The sequence below is a fragment of the Paenibacillus sp. JGP012 genome, assembly GCF_014203995.1.
Lineage (GTDB): Bacteria > Bacillota > Bacilli > Paenibacillales > Paenibacillaceae > Paenibacillus > Paenibacillus silvae.
In genome coordinates, this window is record NZ_JACHKG010000018.1 from 14,596 (window position 1) to 32,708 (window position 18,113).

Below are 18,113 nucleotides of genomic sequence, written 5' to 3' on the forward strand. Positions count from 1 at the left end.
TTATTCTGTCTCTTCCCAATAAAAATCAGATGTTTCACGGGGACATCATGTCAATCTATGATACATTAATCCCCACCCCCACCCGAGTCCCCGCCTCCGCCGGAATCTCCGCTGTCTGATCCGTGATGATGACCGCCAGAACCGTCATGATGATCGTGTGTATGCTTATGATTCTTTCCGCTATAGCTATCCGTGTACACTGGTGAACTGCCTCCACTCCCGCCCGACTCAGGGAACACCGTTCCAAAGATATAATTAGAGCGATCATATGGAAACTCCGCAGCAGACATAGCCCGGTACACACCTCGCAGATGTAGGGCCAACACCAACAGAGGTGCTTGCTCCAACATTGTTGCTCCCGGCAAACTGTCTTCCTGCGCAGGTTCACGTTCTATCAAACGTCTAAGCTCAGAGTCAGGGTGCTGCTGAAGCATGGACCAATTGGTCTTACGCACGCAGCGTGAGCCAATGCCCAGCACCAGCGCGGTCTGGATAATCTGTTCGAGTGTCTCTGCCGATTCGCCCATTCTTTCGGCTGGAACGCCTTTTTTGTACCGCCTGCGCCAGCGACGCATAGAAGCTTCCCAATCTTTCGCGGACGGAGCAACTTCCCTGGCAGGCAAAAACAGACGAACGAACAACGACATGAAAAGAATAGCGTACAGCCATGAAGTAAATTCCGAGTTACCCGAGATTGCAAGGCTGAGGCTAATAATGAGTCCAACACAAGCGAGTTGATACAACAGGCGTACATGAATTTTGCGAATAACCAATATCCAGATCACAGCTGTAACAGTCAAACCGATTACCCCAGGCACAGAGACACGCTCTGCAAAACATACGATGCCTGTCTGCAGCATCTGAACAGGGAACATCACATAGACGAGCAGCCGCAAAAGCAGCGGCGTACGAATGAACTGCCCCCAGTCTCTTGTCTCTACTACTCGTTCCTTCCACGACCGTATGAAGTCCATGTGCATTTTTTCCTTGGTTCGATAGTGCTTCATATCTTCTCTCCGCTTAGTCTCTTCAGAGCTTGGTCCAGCCAAAGCGTCCAGCCTGAGCCGTTGTTTACCGAAACCGTAGTGCGAGAAAAGCCACTGTACCAGCTCTTGCTCATCCGCCGACGCGGAAACGGCAGCAGATTGCATGCTGTATTCCAGTGTTGTTTTTGGTGTCAGCGAAGCATTGGATACCCCTTGATCCTTGCGGTAGCGCCCTTTGCTTTTCACAATTCGCATGCACAAGATGCCTTTACGGGTTAGCTGGAACAGCGATGCCTGCGTATCCTTCAGCTTCAACTGCCCTTTACTACGCAGATATGCCAGTAACAGTGGGTCTGCTTGCTCCACCTCTTCGTCTGTGAAAGGCCCTCTGCTGAAGCGCCCCCTCACCCATAACAGCAGCTGAACCACAATGATACCCAGAAGCACCCACATCATCCATTCCTGCACCTGCTTCAGCCATACCTCCTGCAAGATTGGGGCCTGCTGTCTCTGGACAAGGAACGAGTAAACAATCTGAGATGGCATATGCCCGTTGGTGAAGCTATTTTCCATAAGATGACCCCTTTCTAAGAGAACAGAATAAAACTGCGATGACATCTACTCTATATAAACCTGTTCATAGGTTAAAAGAATCCATCATATTCACGTCTTACAGCATTGCAGGCTTATCTCTCATCTTCCCCCCTCTACTACGTGCTAGGGATAGAGAAACTACTTTCCTGCTCACAACCGGTAAGGATATAAAATGTGCGCCATCCTCCGCTTTTCATCGTACCGATCCCTGTGCAGGTGTTCGGGGTTTTATTCTGTCTGGAGCCATACATATCTCTCGTGTCATCATACGTGGTTTGAATCAGCTCTCCGTCATAGACCAGCTCATGAATGATCGGGCCACCTTCAATCGTGTACATGGTTACCCGAACTTGATCGGGCTGATGCTTTTTAACGTTTTGCACAAATGTCTTCCACTTATCCCGATTCCTCATCTCCCCCATAAGCACAACAACATCCCCACTTTCTTCTGCCTGCTCCGGGTTATGCGGTTCAATGATCGTAGGAAAGGGTGCCCTGTTCTCCTTCACTTCGAGTGTCTGCGGCTTGTCATTCGAACTACAGCCTGTAACAAGTGCGGCAGCGATAAACAGCATGAGCACATATTTCCCCATTGAAAATCACCTCATATGTACAACGTGCCTTGCAGGAGATAGGTTACGTTTTTGGAAGAGTTGGCCCGGCAATACGAATGATTCTTCTGAATTTTTTTGTAAAAATATTACTGAGTCCGTAACCTTAGTTCATTACCCTGCGTTTATTTAACAGCATATCCAGTTCCCCATTCCCTTCAAAAAAAGAGGTGATTTCATGTTTTTGAATCATTCAGCCAATCATGTAACAACAGAACAAACCCATCTCTACTCACATCTCAAGCCATTGAGCAGACCAACGGGCAAGCTCTTCCGTCGCTGTACCAAAGTAGGCTTGTCTGCTGGTATCGTTACCGGGATGATCCTAAGCACGCTGTCTTCGGTATCTCCAACGTATGCAGCCAATGACGGGCAAGCTTCCCCAGGGAGTATTTCAGATCGTACAGTCTCGATGTCTTCTGCAGCCGCTCCCTCCGAAACCTCCACTGCCACCCTACCCGCTGCAAATTCAAATACAGTTCAGAAATTGCACTACACAGAGGTAGAAGGCGGATACTACTACACGGTCGCTTTAAGAAGTGACGGTTCAGTATGGACTTGGGGACGAAATCTGCTAGGGGAACTTGGGATCAGTGACACCATAAGGTATCGCCATACATCCGGTCCCGTACGCATTCCGCAGTTATCCGATGTCACAGCCATCTCTACCGGAGGTGGAGGGTACAGTGCAGCGGTTCAAGCAGATGGAACAGCTTGGCATTGGGGAGCGGGCAGAACCCCCAGCCAGGTTCCTGGAATCACCAGTGCAGCTCGTGTTACTGTGGGCTCTGCCACAACCTTGGTTCTTCTTCAAAACGGAACCGTTCAATCCTGGCAAAATCCCGATCCGAAGCTGCCCGGGCGTTCAAGTACAGAGGCTGAATCGAAGCCTGCTTTGCATCCAATTGCCGGATTGAATAACGTCGTTCAAACCACTCTTGCTGGACTGGACGGGTATGCATTGAAGAAAGACGGTACGGTATGGACGTGGAAGGAAACAAGTGAACCAGGCAGCCAACCTTCCAAAGCCAAAATGATTAAAGGTCTAAGCGGCATCTCCTTCATTACAACTCAAGGCGGGGAATTACTAACCATTGATTCCAAAGGCAGCGTCTGGAGACGGGATGCACAAGGTAAACGAACTGCCTACCATCATGAACTCAAAGTAAAAAAGATCGATGCCAACTCGAATTATGTATTGTTGGTAACTACGAGAGGCGAGGTATACAGTTATGGCAGAACCGTAACGGGCAAACAAGGGAAAGTAACAGCTTTATCCAATATCGCTGATGTATCTGCAGGTTATTACCACAGTCTCGCTCTTTCATCCGATGGAACCGTCTGGGGATGGGGCGGAGATAAGTATGAGGAGGCAGGTGCACCTGCTACGTCTGACGGAGGGATGGTGTATAGACCCGTTCAGGCCAAGCTCGGTACAGATATTGTTGTGAAAGGCAAGCTACTTCAGTCGATCTATTCAGCCGTCGAAACATCCGACACCATACAGATCCCGATCAAGGATGTTGCCTCAGCCCTTGGAGCACAATTTCAGGTGCATACTGCGGAAGCAGGAGGACTAATAACTCACTACACATTAAAATATAAGGATCGGATCATTACCATTAAACCGAATGAATCCCGATACACGGTAACCAGCGTAAATTCGCTTGAGCCGCAGGAAAAACAGGTTGTGCAGCTGCAAGCTCCCATTGGCAATTATTCGGGAGCGACTACAGTGCCATATGAGTTGCTGCAAGGGCTTGGATTAACAGTTACCTGGGACCGCAGCGCGGCCAAAGTAACGATTGATGAAGTGAACTGAAAAAATCCTCCTGAAATCGGTGGCGTTTAAACCAGCATCTACGATTTGAGGAGGATTTTTATCTTATTTATTTACTTCTCGAAGCGGAACCAGCCAAAGTCAAACTGACTGCCCGGCAGGAAAATAAAGGTTACCTTCTGTTCTCCGCTCACCCGCTCCAGTTCAAATGTCCGTTCCTCGTACCCCTCGGAATGAGTGAACTCCACCAGTTGATTGATTTGTCCGTTCGCACCCGCAAAGCGGATATGAATCGTGTTTTTGTCGATCGGAGAAGCACCATAGATCACCAGCTTTGATGTGCCTTCGCTCGTAAAATCCATCTGCTCGAACTCCAGCGATACGTTATTGCCGATGCCTTCCACACGATCTTGCTTCACCGTGAAGGAATCCCCATACAGATGGTCACATGCTGCCGCCGCATTCTGTTCAAAAGCACGGCTCTGGCGTTCAAACGAGAAGCCCTTGATATGAAGCTTCTGTTTCACCACAAAGCAGATTGACGTTATGCCGCTCAGGCGTTTGGATAGACGGTACGTCTGCTCCTGATACACATTCCATATGGATTCCTTGTCATACACAACATCGGCAATCATCATACTGCCCTCTTCATCCGGCATGCCTTCCCAAATCTGAATGAAATATTCTTCACTGGACAGGGTGAAAATAGGAATTGTAATCGTATCGGACCCATACGGTCCGAAGTCGATGTTACGGAAGCCCACATGCGTCTCGCCATCCCGGCTTGTCGCGACTCCGCGCTCATTGCCGTTACCGACTTCACCTTTGGTGTAATCGTATAATCCGCCCGTAATGAATTCATACGGATTTTTATAGGCTGTACCCAGACCTTCTGCTTTGAATTCAAGCTGGGAGATCAGCTTGGTTTTGTCCGTACCGTTACGGCTGCTGGCACGAAGGCGGAACACTCCGTCACCCAACGCTGATACTTTCACCACATGCTGATTTTCGCTGGCACTGCGTGTACTTCCCCCGTCTACCGTTCCGGCATTTAATACTTCCACCTTGGCAATATTGGATTGAATACCCGCATCATTTACTGCAGACCATTCAATGTCCCGGTAGGAGGTAGGCTCAGGATACAGCTTGGCTGTAACGATAAGTTCCGGGGTGGACGGATCAAGCCGCTGGCCGGAATCACTGATAATCTCGATTTTCCGCAAAGGAATCTCCCGGGCGCTGCCCGTCTGCACCGGACGCTCTTCATTTTTCATAAAAACAGGCTCTTGCAGACTTCTTGCGGAAGCAGGGGCAGTCTCGCTTAGTCCAATCACATTCACCACTCTGCTCTGTTCACTTCTGTTCTTTTCACTTCTGCTCTGTTTACTTCCCGATGGAGCTCCTGTCCTGGTTGGCTTATCCCCGCTAACTTCCTGTACCGTATCTGCCGGGATCGATTCAAACGTAGATATCGCGCCTTCCAATCCCTCGGAAGATACCTCGATCCGAACCTCTCCTGACTCGTCTGTTGCTCCGATAATCGCCATCAGCTTGCCGCTGAACAGCCTTCTGCTAAGCCCTTTATATGGATCATAGTCCGTGCTGTCCCCGTTATCCAGACCGAGCAAACGCCCTGCCCCGGTAACCTTCACCTCCACACGGTTATTCGCATTGTGCACCGGATTGCCTGCTTCATCCTCTGCTGTAATCTCTACAAAAACAAGATCTTGCCCATCTGCCCGCAGCTGCTGTCGATCATGCTGTAGACAAAGCTTACTCGCATCGCCAAATGAACGCTGTACATCGGTAGCAATGACAGTACCATGCTCATCATAAGCGATCGCCTTCAGCTCCCCTGCTTCATACGGCACTTTCCACCAGCCTGACAGCTGTGTACCATGGGCATGATCAATATCATACGTTCCAACGGTTTTGCCGTTGAACTGCAGTTCAATCCGTGGCGCATTGCTGCACACACGTACATCAATGATCTGACCCGGGCTGAAATCCCAGTACGGGAACAGATGCACCATCGGACTTGTTTTGTAATCCGTCCATGCTGCCTGATAGATATAATAGGAGTCTTTCGGAAACGTAGCTGTATCCAGCTGGCCAAAATATGAGTTTTTCGTATGATACGGTGTCGGCTCCCCGATATAATCGAACCCCGTCCAGAGGAATTGCCCCAAGGAATACGGATGATCCCGTTCAGCCAAAATGCAATACTCTGGCGATTTCGCTCCCCAGCTCGTCGTACTGTTCCCCAGCGCCGAGCACTGCTCGTCATCATCATCCAGCACGGGCTGTTCATACGGGAAGTGGTAAATTCCCCGGCTCTGTACGACCGAAGAGGTCTCACTGCCATAAATAATCCAGTCCGGGTGCGCTGCATGGTGCTGGTCATAATATTTTTCCGCATAGTTGTATCCGGCCAGCTTCACGATATCCGCGCATTTCTGAGCATTTTCCCAAGGCATGTAGTTGGAACCAATCGTCACACGTGCATTGCCTTTCGGATCAAATTCCTGCACGTACTCCATCAGCATACGCGTCACTTCCTGCCCTCGCTCGTCCGCATGGGTATCATAGATTTCATTGCCGATACTCCACATGATCAAGCTGACGTGATTCCGATCACGCCTCACCCAACTTCGCACATCCCTGTATGCCCACTCCTGGAAAAACCGTGCATAGTCATACGGTGTCTTCGCCCGTTCCCACATATCAAACGCTTCTGACACCACCAGCATTCCCATCTCATCGGCAAGCTCCATAAACTCCTTCGCTGGCATGTTATGCGCGGTCCGAATGGCGTTAACCCCCATCTTTTTAAGCAAAACAAACCTTCTTCTCAGCGCTGTAACGTTAAAAGCAGCCCCGAGTGCCCCGAGATCATGGTGTTCGCACACACCATTCAGCTTCATTTTGGTTCCGTTCAGAACGAAGCCCACGTTGGCGTCCAGCCTGACATGTTTGAATCCGATCCGCTGCTGTACCGTTTCCACAATCTGTTCGTGCCGCTCCTGTTGATCCTCCGAGATCAGCCGCAGCTCCGTGACAAGATCATATAAATGTGGTGTGTCCGGGCTCCAAAGGTTCGGATGGTGAACAATCAGCTGCTGGGTATTAGTGAAATGATTAGTGCACGTCTTCGCATTTATCTCTGCGGCTACATCTCCAACTGCATTGGCATCTGTACCTGTATCTGTATCTGTATCTGTATGAATGTTTGTATCTCCGCCTGCATATGTGTCCAAATCTATACCTGTATTTACATCTTTAGCCGTACCTGCATTTGTATCCGTCCCTTTATCCTTCGTGACGTATGCCGGAACCTCTGCCTGCGATGACGCAACAACCTCGCCGTTGAACAGAATGGTATGCACCAATGCTGCTCGCTGGTTCTGCTCCGGCTCCAATTGCAGCTCCGTATCCACCTCTACCTGCCAGCCATCCGGCTGCTGTTGAATCGATACATAGATACCATCCGTGACGATGTGGTTGCTTGACCTTGTTTTCAACCACACATTCCGATAGATGCCCGCCCCGGAGTACCATCTGCTATTCGGACTTTGGTGTACAACTCTGACTACAATCTCATTATCACCTTCCACCAAAGCCTCCGTAATGTCATGCTCAAATGCAGAATAACCGTACTTCCACTCGCCAACCAGCTGTCCATTTACATACACGGACGAATCCATGTACACCCCGTCAAAGCACAAAATATACTGCTGCTCATCCTTCGTATACTTGAACGTCTTGCGATACCACCCAATACTGTTCTCATATAAGTCCAGCGTATTATAGATCAGCCAGTCATGAGGAAGCTCAATCGACTCAAAAGCAAGATCAACAAAATCTGTAAGGATACCAAGATCAGTAGCGTTAGTAAGTTCAATGGCACCAGTTGGATCGGTAGCATTAGTAAGTTCAGTAGCACTAGTTGGATCGATAGCATTAGTAAGTTCAGTAGCACCAGTTGGAGCGATAGCATTAGTAAGTTCAGTGGCACCAGTTGGATCGGTAGCATTAGTAAGTTCAGTAGCACTAGTTGGATCGATAGCATTAGTAAGTTCAGTAGCACCAGTTGGATCGATAGCATTAGTAAGTTCAGTAGCACCAGTTGGATCAGTAGCCCTAGTAAGTTCAGTAGCACCAGTAAGTTTAGCAAGGTCAGTATGGTCACTAGAGTTAGTAGGGTTCGGAGAATCCGCCAGTTTAGTAAATTCCATACGGCCAGTTGGCCACGTAACGCTCAAATCGCTTTTTGCAAACTGCCAGCCATCATTAAAAAGTACTTTCTTGTTCATCTGCTCTGCTCACTCTCTTCTGGTTGAATAATAGTTACATAAACCCAATCGTCAGTGCATCGAAAATTACATTTACAACTTCAATCCGAAAACCTTTTCGATAAAATGTATAGTTGTCTTCAACAATATACCGATTATACCATCTGTCTCCGTTTTGTAACGTAAATTCATGCCATTATTCAGAATAAATAGTGAACGTTTTCATTTTTACCCAACTTAAATCCTCCTACCTGGTAACCTGCATCCCCCACCATTACGCCAACAGCAAAAAGGCAACCCGATCACGGATCACCACCTGCTGTACTCCTACTGCACTACTACTGCTTCCACTGCGGAATTTGTGCCTATTTCTCTACAAATCTACAAGCCCAACTACCCGGACCAACCTTGTCACTTTTCTAACGAATCCCAGAAACGCTATTCAGGCCATATTCCCCGCTTTTATTTTCTAACGCTCCCAGGAAACCTTATCCGGGGAAAAACATACGAAAATCAGCGCCAAACTCGTGTTTTCAGCAAAATAAGGCTTGTGGGAATCGTTACAATTTCAACACGCCCCAAATCGCTCAAATAAGCTCATCTGGAATCGTTAGAACAAACTGGGTATCGGGGCACGCTTAATTCTTAACCTTTAAATCAATACCGCCGTACTCTACCATTCTACCAATCCTATCTATTCTATTCCCAACCGCCTCCATCCATCCCCAACTATCATCCCTAACTACTCCTGACTATTTATTTACATTCCTTACCCTTACTATCACTTTGTCTCCTACCTTCCCTTATATCATCCCCTCACTTCACTTCACTTCACTTCTCTTCTCTTCTTTTCTCTTATTTTCTCTCATCCCTCCCCACCTCTTCTTTCTTATCCTTCCTCTATCCCTTGTAAAAGGGGTTCCACCCCTGGCCTTTGCCCGATGGCATCGCGCCTGGCACCCCATCCGCCTCAAGCAGCGGACGGACAACTAACTTCACCGGCCACGTCTCGCTCTCGAAAATAACGCGAGCAAGCGCGGCCCGATCCGCTTCGGGAAGCTGCACATCGTGCAGCGCTTCCCGCCAGGCCTGCTCCGTGATATCCCACAACTCCGTTTCCGGGATGTTATACACTTCGCTCAAAGCCTCCATGATCGCAGCCAGATTCACCTGCGTCCCAAGAGACTGCACATAGAAGATCAGCTTTTCGATCGTTTCATTGTACAGGCTGTTGGAATATCCGGGGCGAATATGATATGCCGGATCGGCTATCCCATGCTTGTCCAGATACGGCTGATGCAGACGCACAGAGTCATGATCCCGGAACAGCAGCCCCTTCACCTGGTTATTCCGCAGCACGAGACAGCAATTCTGACCATGAATCTCCGGCACAACGCCCACCTTGAACAGCCGCATGACGATATCATAGAACATGGTGGCTATATCGGAATAGAAACCCAGCACATGCTCCGCGCTCAGCTCTCTGCCCACAATTTCGCTCAGCAGATGGTGCCCGTCCAGATTTACGCCAAGTGCAGCCATGGGAACAATATGGTAGGCATCGTCCAGAAGCTCAGCGGGATAAATACGAATCTGTGCCGCCAAATGCCGCGGATGATCATCGAACAGCCCCATTGACTCCGGCATGTATCCCCACCAGTTCTGCTCCTCACACATGTATACCTTGTCTCGCAATGTCTCGTCACAAGCCACCGCCTGTCTCAGCATTCGCTCCCCGGCGAGCCCGTTCAGCAGCTTAACTACCGGAAGATAACGCGCTGCACCCAGCGACAGAACGCTAACCGGCAGCTTGAGCATAAGCGCAGACTCGGCAGTTTGAGCCATGGAGCGCAGGGAAGAGGTAGCCAACACGTCGCCAATCTGTGTATCCAGCACAACAATCGTGCCCTCTACGATCTCTTTGGTGAAGCGTGGCAAAATAACATGCTCCAGCTGCCACGGATGGACTGGCATCGGCAAATACGATTCCATGCTCAGACCTCTGCGGAGGTATTCCGACTGCATCTCTTCACGCTGGGAATCATACAGTACATCCAGAATGGACATGCCGTCTTCACATCCCTGCTGCACCGCATCCCGCTTGATTGCTACCCACCGCAGACGGATCGCCTTCCCGAACTCGGCTGCATACGCGGTAACATCTTCAGCACTGAACCCGACCTTTGCTTTGGAGGAGGGATGGAACGGACGGTCCCGCAGTGCAGCAATCCGCTCTCCCTTCACAAACCACTCATACGCAGATTTTGGAGTAGATGCAGACAACGACTGCACCTGATCCCAGCCCAGTGCATACTGCTCCACAGCCATATTCACGCTTGCCAGAAAATCAGCTACACCAGGCTGTATATAAGCCTCGGGGGACAATGCCCGTTGCAGCACCGCTCGGGCCACTTCGACAGGCGTGGAAATCTCACTCCAGCTTCCATCCGCCTTCATGACAAAAACAGGTGAACCCGGAACCCACTGAATGGCCTGCCTTACCCCTTTTTCCACCAGGCACAGTACACCCTCCGTATGCAAACCCAAACTGAAATCCGCCCCAGCAGTATACCAATCCTCATTGGAGCTATACTCATTCTGGTTCTGCTCATCGACCATGTGATGGTGTGTTTGATGCTTCTCCGTGCTCTTTTTCGCTTGAGCTTCATATCCCTTATACAGATTTTGAAGCTGGGCAGGAGCATGGGCAAGCTCTACAAAGGATTGGCCTTCAAGCGGAAGCAGCTGCTCCGCCAGCAGGCAATTCATAAGATCAGACAATACCCGCAGCTCAGCAGCTTGCCGACTGGAACACTGTATTAGCGTTGACATGTTCATCCTCCTCCGTCAAATAGTAGAACAGCGGGTGCGGATGCCCCAGGAAATCGTGATGGGAGATCGTCCAGGAGTACGCACCGGATTTAACAAAAACGACAATATCGCCTACCCTTAACCTGTGCACTTCTGCGTCTGAATGCAGACGATCCTTCGGTGTACACAACTCACCTGCAATGTGGACTCGTTCTTCCTTTACTTCGGGTCTGCTGAACGTATGCTTCCATTGATCCATATATACAATCCGGAATGGATGGTTGTGTCCCCATGACGCAGGCAGACGCTGATGATGTGTACCTCCCCGTACAATGGCAAACCACTGTCCATGCGAGCGCTTCATATCCGTGACCTCTGCTGCATAATAACCGTGATCGGCAACCAACAGTCGGCCTGATTCGAAGAAGAGCTCTCCTCCGCGGCTAGCAAGACGCTTTCTGGCCTCGCTCTGCTGCAAAAGCTCCATAAATAAAGACCAGTCAAAGCCAGGACTGCCATCATACGTCACCCCGAAGCCACCACCCGCGTTCACAACTTCAACCTGCAAGTGATACCGCTGCTGCCATTGTTCCACCTTTTGCAAATAGAGCTCGATCATCTCGGCATGCAGCCCTGCGTCCATGTTGTTGGACAATGAATGGAAATGGAAGCCGCACAACCGAACCATACCCTCGCCTTCCACACGAAGCAGTTCGATGGCTTCCTCCAGATCCTCCTCATCCATACCGAATGGACTCGGACTTCCACCCATCACAATCTTTGTTTGCGGCAGCGCACTGCTTCGCAGGTTGATCCGCAGCAGCACACGAACTTCAGGCACTTCTCCCCTGCGACTTGTGTCCAATCCATGCTCCGACTGCTGCGCATGTTCATCACGTGTTACGCTGCGCTCCTTTGCAATGGCAATAATACGCCGCAGCTCCAGCAGGCTCTCCACATGGATATAGCTCACATCCTGCTCCAGTGCCTGTCGAAGCTCGCTTTCCTTCTTGCCCGGACCTCCGAACAGAATCGGAACCTCGCGGCTAACCGCCCTCACCTTCAGCAGCTCACCAATGGACGCTACCTCAAAGCCCTTCACGTATGGAAGCAGTGCCTCAATAATCCGCGGATCGGGGTTCGCCTTGATCGCATAGAACAACCTTGTGTTCATAGGCATCTTTTCCAGCATGCTTCGCACCTGTGCCCGTATTCCGGCCAGATCATAGATGTAGGCACAGACCGGGTCGTCCATGTTTGCCTGTCTTATTTCATGCAACGCTTGCTGTACCCTTGGTTTCATGTCAATCCACCTGCATTTCTGTAGTCGTTCCGTTTCTGGGCATATGCCCGAAATGCTGTATTACGGTCATCCCCCAGCACATAGATGTGCACATCCCGTTCACACCATACCTGCATGTCCTTGATTCCCCTTGTCACCGTGGCATAAGGTACGTCACACTGCTGTGCAGTATCACGGAGGGTACGCAGTGCATCCTGCACTTCAGGGTGATCCGTCTGCCAAGGCACCCCCAGCGACTGCGATAAGTCTGCCGCCCCTTCCAGCACAAAGCTCACCTGTGGATGAGACAAAATTTCCGGGCTTTGCCGCACACCCTTCACACTTTCAATCATGGGCACAATCATGACCTGCTCATTGGCTTCCACAATGTAATCTGTAAGCGGGAATTTACCGAATACGCCCGGGCGTCCGCTGTTCAGACTGCGCATGCCTAACGGATGGTAATAAGCATGATGCACAGCCTCCTTCACTTGAGCAAGCGTTTCCACATGTGGAATGACGATGCCCTGTGCCCCGCAGTCCAGCACTTTCAGAATTTCGGTCCGCTCCACCTTCGAGATGCGTACCAAGGGTGTAAGCTCAGCCAGCTCGGCCGCCCGAATTAACTCTTCTACGGATTCCATAGACGTCGTTGTATGCTCCAGATCAATAATGACAAAGTCATATGCGGCCTGACCGATCATCTCTATGATGATGGGATGCGGAATAGAGACGAAGAGGCCAAATACCTCCTGTTTGCGAGCGATCTTCTGCTTGAGTGTATTCGCTCTCATAAGCTTTCTGCTGCCTTCTGCTCCAGCATATCCTTGGCCCGTTTGAGCGGGTTGCTTGCTTTGCGGAAATACAGCTCACCATCTCCATACAGACGACGTTTGGTCATCTCTTCAATCAGAGCATCCGCTGCAAAAAGATCAAACATGTTATACCTCTCCGCATACTCGGGATGCTGCCGCTGATAATCGAGAATGACACCCGCACACAGCTGCCAGAAGCTTTCTTCGGACAGGCCAAACGGCTCCAGTGTCAGAGCGATATCCGTCATGCAGATAAAAAAGAATGCATCATACGTATAGTCGCGTACCTCCGACACATCATCAGCATAGATAAACGAATAACGGTTGAACTTACGGTGTGTTTCCGGTTCGGGATGCAGCTTGGGCGCACGTTCCGGGTGCAATAGCTGATCCGGCACGTACCGGACGCCATCATGCAAATCCTTGATGATGATACGTTTGGGCAGTTCATTTTCAAGCACCAGAATGATATTCTGGGCATGAGATTCAAGCGCAATCCCGTGCGCATACAGCAGATGAACAATCGGCAAGGTGAGTGTGCGAACCAGCGCCTCTCCCCACTCCTGCACACCATACCGCTGGATGGCCTCCTGTACAAAAGGAACTCCGTTCCGCTGCACCAGCATCAGGGCATTCAGCGGCCAGGCCGTCTCACCTGCGTTCAGGTGAACGGATACATTTTCACGCCAGATCGCACCGAGCGTGCCGTAAGCACGTCCATATTGAATGGCAGGCAGTTGTTCGTAGCGGAACGAAAGGCCCATGATTTCTTTTAAAATGGCAAACTGCTCCTGCTGCAACAGCTCATCCTCGCGCACCAATTGATCCAGCCAATCGCTGATTAAAGGGGCATTTTGCGTAGTATGCTGGGCAAGAATGCGAGTGCTCGACGTGTTCGTTATGCTCAGAGCCAGCTTGATATAAGGTGCCTTAGCATTCATCCGGCTGGAAAGGGAACGAATGGACTGCTGCGCACGATAGGAGCAGGAAGCTGCCCCCAGATACACCATGTCTCCATCCATCAGCTGCCGGGCAAATATGGACTCAAGCGCATGCTCCCACTGCCAGGGATGAACCGGGATCAAGATATAGGAACCGATATCGTGCGAACCTGTTTTGGCCAAAAGAGTCTGACAGAACTGCTGCCTGTCCTCCCCGGTCAGGTGCTGCTCCAGCAGAGCCTCACAAGTGTAACCGCCGGATACAGCTGTTTGGGCCAGTTCCTTTCTCACCGCGATCCAGTTGAGCGCAACGTCTGCATTAAACTCAGGGCCGTAGGCCAGATTGTCCCGCAACGAGAAGCCCAGCCGTGACTTGTAGCTTGGATGATACAGATGACCGTCGGTCATGTGACTTTCCAGTGCATCATAGTGCCGATCCTCGGCTGGAATGCTCAGGGGCAGTGCCGCACGACACTGACTATCCTTAGCGAGCGTTTCCTGCAACTCGTGAATAAAGGCCGATACATGCGCACCCTTGAGGTGGTTCAGCACCAGCTCCTCCAGAAACCGATCCAGATCGGTACAATGAACGCCTTCACGTTGGATGGAGCCCTTCTTCACCTTCACCCGGCCAAACGAAAACTTTTGCTCCGCTTCACAGGTGTACACCACGGATTCGCCTGATGCCGCAGTTCCGCTGGTACGCCACTCTTTGCCGTTTACCTGGCAATCCAGAATGCCCTCAAACCACATCGCCTCCAGCGTCTGCCGCATGATTCGCTCCTGAACCTCCACGTATACGGGGGCTGAACCGTCACTTGAGTTATTCCGCGCGTGATGCCACAAGATATTTGTTCTCACTGTTTCCTCTGCTCCTGTTGTGCCTGTACATTTTTCTGTTCCTTTTGTCTCAGTTCCGATATCCATGAATCTCACGCGCTTCACTCCCTAAACATTTCATGACGTTACGTACCCGCACATAAGCCGGGGTCTGACTAATGCCCGTGAGACAGCTGACCAGATTTTGCTTCGCCAGAAAAGCGTCTGCATTCAACAGATGCCGTACATAGATATTGCCTGTTCGAGCCAGCTCTGCCTTCAGCGCATCACGCACCTGCATCCAGAAATGCTCTTCCGGCACTCCCATATCCCGGGCCAGAACATGAATCAATGAGCCGAGATGATTGACGATAAAATAATACGAGGTCCGCGCCCACGCCTGTTCACGCGAATAAAATAACAGCTCATGATGAGGTCGTTCACTGACGGATTCCCGGTCAACACTTACCCCTTCAAGATCACGCACGATAAAAGCAACCGGCATGCCCTGCTTCAGCGTCACCAATGTATTCTGTAGATGGGCTTCAAAATGAATGCCTTTTTCTTCAGCCGCCCTCACCAGTGGTAGTAAAGAACAGTTCAGATAAAGCTCAAACCATTGCTCCACCTGGCTACCAGCACGGTCCTCAAGTATAGTGATCAGCCGGGATGGTGCTCCGGGAAACGGCGACTCCACCAGACTGGACAACACATACGTATTCGCAGGATCAAACTCAATCGGTCGATAAGCGATGGTGAACAGGCTTGTCAGTTGTTCATCCTCGAACCTGCATGTCGCCACGCCTGTCTCATACGCGATATGTGTCTGCGGTTCAGCAGCAAAACACTCCTGCTGCCATACATATCTGGACGCATCCAAGGTTCGCCGCATCTGCTCGGCGTTATTCGTTCGAATCATATTGGTAATCTGCATATTCAGTGAAAGCTTGATGTTGCAGCTCCAGTCTGGCACGTACACCGTACGGACCGATGACGTCGGATAGACAAGCGGTCCTGTCCTGCCGAGCAGCAGCAGCTTCTCTTCACGAATATAAGACTGAACCTCGTCCAGATGCGAGACGTGCTCATACTGCCATGGATGGACGGGCAGCAGCCTGTACATGCTCATTTTTTCGTTGGACACAGGCAGGTCATAGCTTGCCAGCAAGTGATGAAGATTTATTTTATCCGCGTGCTCCACCCATTCGTCTGTATACACATCCTGCCTTACGGCGATATAACAGAGCTGGAACGAGGTCCGAAGCTCCGGGCTGTACTGGTGCACATCCTGTGTGGTGAAGCCGCTGGAATTTTTGGGAAAAGGGTGAAATGGATGCCCGTACAGCAAAGACTGCTCGGACGTCATGTAATTATGGAAGTCGCCGCCAGCCCCCTGCTCCATATACAAGGTCAGATTGGATACACTGTTCTCCACCTTATGAGCAAAATCGTTGACCCGATCCGTAACGTGTTCTGTTTGATCGACAACCTCAGCGGAAATCCAGCGTACCAGATTATGATAATGGACCGACTCGCCGTTACAGTTCATGGTGACGTACTCATGCTCCCCCATGGCCGAATAGTAGGATAGCTTCCCTGTCACCTCTACACCGCTGCATGGAAAAGTAATTGAATAAGTCAGCATGTCCGGGTTGAGCTGTATCTGCTCGGCCCTTTCCGGCCCAAGCTCGCGGATATAACAGTTCAGCAGCAGTTTGCATGTATGTTCATCGGCCTGCTGCGCCGCCCTGGACTTGCGTTTGATTTCCATTTTGAACAAGGATGCCTACCTTCTTTCGGGTTATAAGTAATACAAGAGGCAGCGTCAGCAGGATGGCGCACCCCAGACCGATGCAGATTTCCTGAAGAGCGCCCCATTTAGCCAAATCCACAGCTCTGCCATTCCCGGCTAATGACTTCCAGCGCATATCGTAATACAGCGTCATACCCATGACTGCAAAGGATGAAGCCAGTCGTTCAATGGTCGTGCTTAACACCGATCCTTCATGCATATCTTCCTCCTGCAACGCCTGTAGTCCAAGCGAAGTGATGCTCATGCCTGACAGTCCTACACCGATCCCGCGAAATGCCATCAGCACACCGATGATCCAGATTGGAGGTCCCATGGGCAAAAAGGCAAACGTCAGGATCGACAACGATACGAGCAGCGTTCCCCACGCGATAAATCGCAACGAACGGCCACGATCCAGCAGATTACCGCCAATCCACATGAACAGACTGGTGCAGATGGACAGTGGAATGAACAATGCCCCGGAAAGTGCCGGGGATAATTGAAATACCTCCTGCAGAAGCAGCGGCACAGCAAAAATGACCCCAAACATCACACAATCCTGAATCGTGGAGATGATAACCGTGAGCGGATATATTCCTTGTCTTCGCAGCAGCTTGTAACGAATCAGCGGTTCCTCACGTCGATTCTCTACCTGGATAAAGCGAATCAGCAAGAGCAAGCCAAGTGCAATTACGGACCACGGTACCCAGAGGTATATCCCTGGACTGGCATATACCTGCACACCCAGACTGAATGCACCAATCGCCATAACAAGGCGCAGCATGCTGGAGACATGCCACTTTTTTCTGCGAGCCGGGATATAGGTTTGAATAACGCGTGCACATCCGATCAGCGAGAAAACGGCAAGAGGCACGTTAAGCCAAAACAGCATTTCAAGCCGTCCATACTGAATGATGACGCCACCCAAGGTTGGTCCGGCTGCCGGAGCAAGCATAAGCAGCAGACCCCACGCGCCCGTTATGCGTCCCCGCACTTCAGGCCCATAAACGTCAAACAGCAGCACAAGGGATAGCGGAATCATCAGGCCGGCAGCTGCACCATGCATGAACCGAACGACCAGCAACACCTCGATTGAAGTATGAAGCAGTGCCCCCAGTACGGAGAAGCCTCCATAGATGGCAATCCCCAGCATGTACGTCCGCTTGCGTCCCAGCCGATCTACGATCAGGGAGGCCAGTGGCATCGTTAATGTCATGGCGAGCATATACAGCGCAATGATCCAGCCGCCTACGGTGGTGGAGATGTGATAATGCTCGATAAAATAAGGCAGCAGCAGGTTAAAGGCACTGTTGGTAAGCACCAGGGTAAACGCTCCGAGCAGAATAGCCAGTAATACCGTATGCCGTTGAAGCAATGATATTTTTAGCAT

At 50.6% G+C, this 18,113-nt stretch carries 10 protein-coding genes; 1 reads left to right on the plus strand and 9 read right to left on the minus strand.

The features are described from left to right. Positions 1-65: 65 nt before the first annotated feature. Positions 66-1,559, minus strand: a complete 1,494-nt coding sequence (locus HNR77_RS19840; protein WP_184188071.1) for a DUF2207 domain-containing protein — start codon at positions 1,557-1,559, stop codon at positions 66-68. 137 nt (positions 1,560-1,696) lie between these two features. Beyond that, positions 1,697-2,173, minus strand: a complete 477-nt coding sequence (locus HNR77_RS19845; RefSeq protein WP_184188074.1) for a DUF4362 domain-containing protein — start codon at positions 2,171-2,173, stop codon at positions 1,697-1,699. Positions 2,174-2,369: 196 nt separating this feature from the next. Between HNR77_RS19845 and HNR77_RS19850 the strand changes: the two genes are divergently transcribed. Next, positions 2,370-4,013 carry a stalk domain-containing protein gene (locus HNR77_RS19850; protein ID WP_184188076.1) on the plus strand — a complete coding sequence of 548 codons (1,644 nt, stop codon included), beginning with the start codon at positions 2,370-2,372 and terminating at the stop codon, positions 4,011-4,013. A 71-nt stretch (positions 4,014-4,084) separates the two neighbouring features. Here HNR77_RS19850 and HNR77_RS19855 read toward each other — a convergent pair whose 3' ends face one another. The 7 genes from HNR77_RS19855 to HNR77_RS19890 all read right to left on the minus strand — a co-directional run bounded on the left by HNR77_RS19855 (position 4,085) and on the right by HNR77_RS19890 (position 18,113). Beyond that, positions 4,085-8,284, minus strand: coding sequence for a glycoside hydrolase family 2 TIM barrel-domain containing protein (locus HNR77_RS19855; protein ID WP_260410704.1), 4,200 nt, complete (start codon positions 8,282-8,284; stop codon positions 4,085-4,087). Between the two features lie 879 nt (positions 8,285-9,163). After that, the gene (locus HNR77_RS19865) at positions 9,164-11,095 is read right to left on the minus strand and encodes an IucA/IucC family protein (RefSeq protein ID WP_184188079.1); all 1,932 of its coding nucleotides are present in this window, start codon (positions 11,093-11,095) and stop codon (positions 9,164-9,166) included. Next, entirely contained in the window at positions 11,055-12,377 is a 1,323-nt protein-coding gene (locus tag HNR77_RS19870) for a type III PLP-dependent enzyme (protein WP_184188082.1), read from the minus strand. Before HNR77_RS19870 ends, HNR77_RS19865 begins: the two co-directional genes overlap by 41 nt. Continuing rightward, positions 12,374-13,150, minus strand: coding sequence for an HpcH/HpaI aldolase family protein (locus HNR77_RS19875; RefSeq protein WP_184188085.1), 777 nt, complete (start codon positions 13,148-13,150; stop codon positions 12,374-12,376). Before HNR77_RS19875 ends, HNR77_RS19870 begins: the two co-directional genes overlap by 4 nt. Next, on the minus strand, positions 13,147-14,973 hold the full coding sequence (locus HNR77_RS19880) for an IucA/IucC family protein (RefSeq protein ID WP_311768650.1): 1,827 nt from the start codon (positions 14,971-14,973) through the stop codon (positions 13,147-13,149). Before HNR77_RS19880 ends, HNR77_RS19875 begins: the two co-directional genes overlap by 4 nt. 49 nt (positions 14,974-15,022) lie before the next feature. Continuing rightward, on the minus strand, positions 15,023-16,702 hold the full coding sequence (locus HNR77_RS19885) for an IucA/IucC family protein (protein WP_260410712.1): 1,680 nt from the start codon (positions 16,700-16,702) through the stop codon (positions 15,023-15,025). Beyond that, positions 16,659-18,113, minus strand: a complete 1,455-nt coding sequence (locus HNR77_RS19890) for an MFS transporter (RefSeq protein ID WP_184188093.1) — start codon at positions 18,111-18,113, stop codon at positions 16,659-16,661. Before HNR77_RS19890 ends, HNR77_RS19885 begins: the two co-directional genes overlap by 44 nt.